Origin of the sequence: Bacillus sp. AFS001701 (genome assembly GCF_002559405.1) — a bacterium.
Taxonomy (GTDB): Bacteria; Bacillota; Bacilli; order Bacillales; family Bacillaceae_G; genus Gottfriedia.
The window spans coordinates 1-3159 of record NZ_NTZO01000444.1; the positions used below are offsets into that span (position 1 = coordinate 1).

Genomic DNA, 3159 nt, shown 5'->3' on the forward strand with positions numbered 1-3159 from the left:
GCAATACTAACATAAAAAGAAGAGGTGATTGTTTTGAGAAAGAAAAGACATAAATCGTTTCAAGATTTAATTCTTGAAAATAAAAATTCTCTATTAAATGATGAAGAAGCTTTGAATAAAATATATGATCGACTAGAAGAACGGTTAGAAAGAAAAGCTAAAGCGGAGTAAATTAGTCATTTTGAAAATCGAATTTCGTTTATACAGGAGAAGGAATTATTTCCTTCTTTTTTTGTTGTCAAAATTGGTCATTTTTTAATTTCCTCTTACATATTTTCAGCAACAATACTCATACTATCGCTAGGGGGCGATAAAATGGGAAATCCAAAAAAACATCCTAAAGATTTTGTACCAAATCATATAGGTACTCAAAACAAAGCAGCTGGTGGGAATAAGGGTAAACAAATGCAGTATAAAGATCCTACTGGTAAACAACCAATTGTAGATAACGGGTAAAATCCAAAACAGAAAAACAAATTTTGAATTGGAGTGAATTATGATGGAATATACAAATACACCAAAGCCAGATGATCGTAGTGATAATGCAAGAAAAATTCAAGATAATATCAACAATACGAGGGAAAATATGAAAGAAGCAGAGGCTTCAATGAAATTTGGAAATGAACAAGATCGTCAAAATGCATTAGCTAAAAATCAACGTCGCGAGGAATCTATAGCAGCATTAGAAAGTGAACTAAAAGACGAGCAAGCATTTAATAATACAAATGACTGATTAAAAAATAAGCTAGGTATTTTGAGTTAGCCTCATAAATACCTAGCTTTTCTTTATGCTCTTTTAACTACATTAAAATTAGCTTCAAGAAGCTCCCAATTTTGAATAAATGGTAATCCTAATTTCCAATACGATATACCACGTATATTCTCTTCTTTTATTAGGTTAAACTTGGCTTGAATGGATCTTGCATCTTCGAACCAAACTTCATGTTTTTGACCATTTGATTCTGTATATCGGAAATGAGGTGCTTTAGATTTGTTATCAAAAAGGATTTCGTTTGTCATTTGAATTGCTAAATTTGTAGCAGCTTCAGCACTTAATGCTTTAGCCATAGTACCTTGTTTAAATGGAACTTTCCAGTCAAATCCATATAAATTTTGACCCATTACAATTTTTGGTACAGGAATGACGGTTTTTGCATAGTTGATTACTTTACGAACTTGATCGATCGGTGATACGGCCATAGGAGGACCGCCTTGCCAGCCCCAATCATATGTCATGATTACAACGAAGTCGACAACTTTACCTATGTTAGCATAATCATGAGCTTCGTAAAATCTACCTTTTTGGTGTGAACTTGTTTTTGGGATTAAAGTAGCACTCAATATGAATCCTTGAGGCAGCCTTGATTTTACTTTATTTAAAAAATTAATATAAGCTACACGATCAGTTGAAGCAACATCTTCAAAGTCTATATTTACTTCTCTAAATCCGTATTTATTAGCAGTACTAATAATTGTATTTATTAGTTTATCTTGAACTGCTGGACTTTGTAATATATCGGTTGCGAGTGATGTTGAAAACTGTCCATTTTCAAGATTAGAGACAACCATCATATAAATACAGCGATTATCCCTCGCGATTTGAGGGATGTTTCCAAGTGGCGGTTCTGTTAGTGTACCATCTCTTTTCGCATCAAAGCTAAAATGTGCTAAATAGGTTAAAAACTTACTTTCTGTTCGAGCCGATTCTTCAAGTGCTGGTCTAATTGGGTTTGAAGTTGGTTGTAAATACCCAATAGATTCAATATTTCTTTTTTTTCGTGGTGGAAGATGTAGCTTTTGACCGACATGTAATGAAGCATACGGACTAATTCCACTTAAAGTTGCAATTTGACTTGATGTTACACCATAGGTTAAAGCTAAATCATATAAGTTATCACCGGGTTGAACAAAATATTCATTTCCTGTAGTTGGTACAACAAGCGATTGACCTTTTATTATTTTATAAGGAGCTACAAGAGCATTTGAATTAATGAGTGCTTGGCGTTCAACTCCATAAAAATCTGCAATACTCATTACTGTTTCTCCACTTTTTACAACATGAATTTGCATCAAGTTTATCTCCTTCCATTAAACGTAGATATTCGTCTCTATTAAATATATGCCAAAGAGTTTGGATTAGAAGAGAATAGGTGGAAAAGCAAATTGAAATTGATTTTGAACATAAAAAACCTAGCCTAAGTTAGGTTTTTAGGGAAAATATTTATTTTTTTGATTCTTTATCACTATTTGGATCAAGTGGGAATTGAATGATATTTGAGTTACTGCCTGAGACAGTAGGGAGTTTTCCATCCCATTTCTCTGCTTTTTTGTATTCAATTAATTCATTGGTCAACGTTTGTTGGATTACTTGGTTCGCTTTTGCTTGACCTTGTGCTCGGATTAGTTGTGAATCAGCATCAGCCTTTGCTTCTACTTTTTTCTTTTCTGCTTCAATTTTAGCCGTTTCTAGTTCAATTTTTTTACGATCATTTTCTTGGGCAGCTTGAACACGTGCATCAATTGCATCCTGCGTTTTTGCGTCTGGTTTTGGCGTTCCTAGTGTTAAATTTTCAACAAAGAAACCAAGTACTTTTACATCTTCTTTATAAATTGTTTCAATATCAGCTGAGGCATTACTTGATTTCTCACCGTATAATTGTAAAACTGTGTATTTTGATACTGCAATTCGAGCTGCATCTTGTAAACGTTTCTTTAAATATGTATCCTCAATTTCTTCAATCGACACAGGTCCAAACTCGTTAAACATTGATACTACTTTAGAAGGATCAATTTTATATGTATATGATAAATCCATTTCAATTCTTTTACCGTCTGAAGTAGCTAATGCAACGTCTTTATATTCTACAGTACGAAGACGGACAGGATATTCGGTAACTTTATCGAATAAACCAACGAAATTCCAACCTTGTGATAATGTGTTTTTCTGTATTCCCCCATTTGGTGAATAGACAACTCCTACATAACCAGGTGTTATTTTTTCAATAAATAATGTTGGAATTGTTGCGATTAAGATCAGTGCAATACCCGCGATGATTCCTCCAATTAGTTTACGATTGAAAAATGATTTCTTTTTTTCATTTGGATGAATTTCCATTATTTTTGTCCCCCTTATCCTTTAAAATATTTTTTACTTTAGCT

The 3159-nt window shown here is 33.0% G+C and carries 5 protein-coding genes; 3 read left to right on the top strand and 2 right to left on the bottom strand.

Annotation, left to right across the window (positions count from 1 at the left end; all coding sequences use genetic code 11):
- The first annotated feature begins 33 nt into the window (after window positions 1-33).
- The 3 genes from CN514_RS20855 to tlp all read left to right on the top strand — a co-directional run bounded on the left by CN514_RS20855 (window position 34) and on the right by tlp (window position 733).
- Window positions 34-171 (top strand): FbpB family small basic protein, encoded by a 138-nt coding sequence (locus CN514_RS20855; RefSeq protein ID WP_098234235.1) that lies wholly within the window; start codon window positions 34-36, stop codon window positions 169-171.
- A gap of 144 nt (window positions 172-315) precedes the next feature.
- Window positions 316-456, top strand: coding sequence for an acid-soluble spore protein N (locus tag CN514_RS20860; RefSeq protein WP_056476763.1), 141 nt, complete (start codon window positions 316-318; stop codon window positions 454-456).
- A gap of 43 nt (window positions 457-499) precedes the next feature.
- Complete coding sequence (tlp, locus tag CN514_RS20865; protein WP_098234232.1) at window positions 500-733, top strand: small acid-soluble spore protein Tlp; 234 nt, start codon at window positions 500-502, stop codon at window positions 731-733.
- Between the two features lie 53 nt (window positions 734-786).
- On the opposite strand, the gene CN514_RS20870 is transcribed toward tlp, so the two are convergent.
- Window positions 787-2073 (bottom strand): glycosyl hydrolase family 18 protein, encoded by a 1287-nt coding sequence (locus CN514_RS20870; protein ID WP_098234233.1) that lies wholly within the window; start codon window positions 2071-2073, stop codon window positions 787-789.
- A 148-nt stretch (window positions 2074-2221) separates the two neighbouring features.
- Complete coding sequence (locus CN514_RS20875) at window positions 2222-3115, bottom strand: prohibitin family protein (protein ID WP_098234234.1); 894 nt, start codon at window positions 3113-3115, stop codon at window positions 2222-2224.
- Between the last annotated feature and the right edge of the window lie 44 nt (window positions 3116-3159).

Bases quoted from the DNA above. Each gene is read 5' to 3' on its own strand.
- tlp (WP_098234232.1), top strand. From the start codon at position 500: ATGGAATATACAAATACACCAAAGCCAGATGATCGTAGTGATAATGCA.
- CN514_RS20860 (WP_056476763.1), top strand. From the start codon at position 316: ATGGGAAATCCAAAAAAACATCCTAAAGATTTTGTACCAAATCATATA.
- CN514_RS20875 (WP_098234234.1), bottom strand. From the start codon at position 3,115: ATGGAAATTCATCCAAATGAAAAAAAGAAATCATTTTTCAATCGTAAA.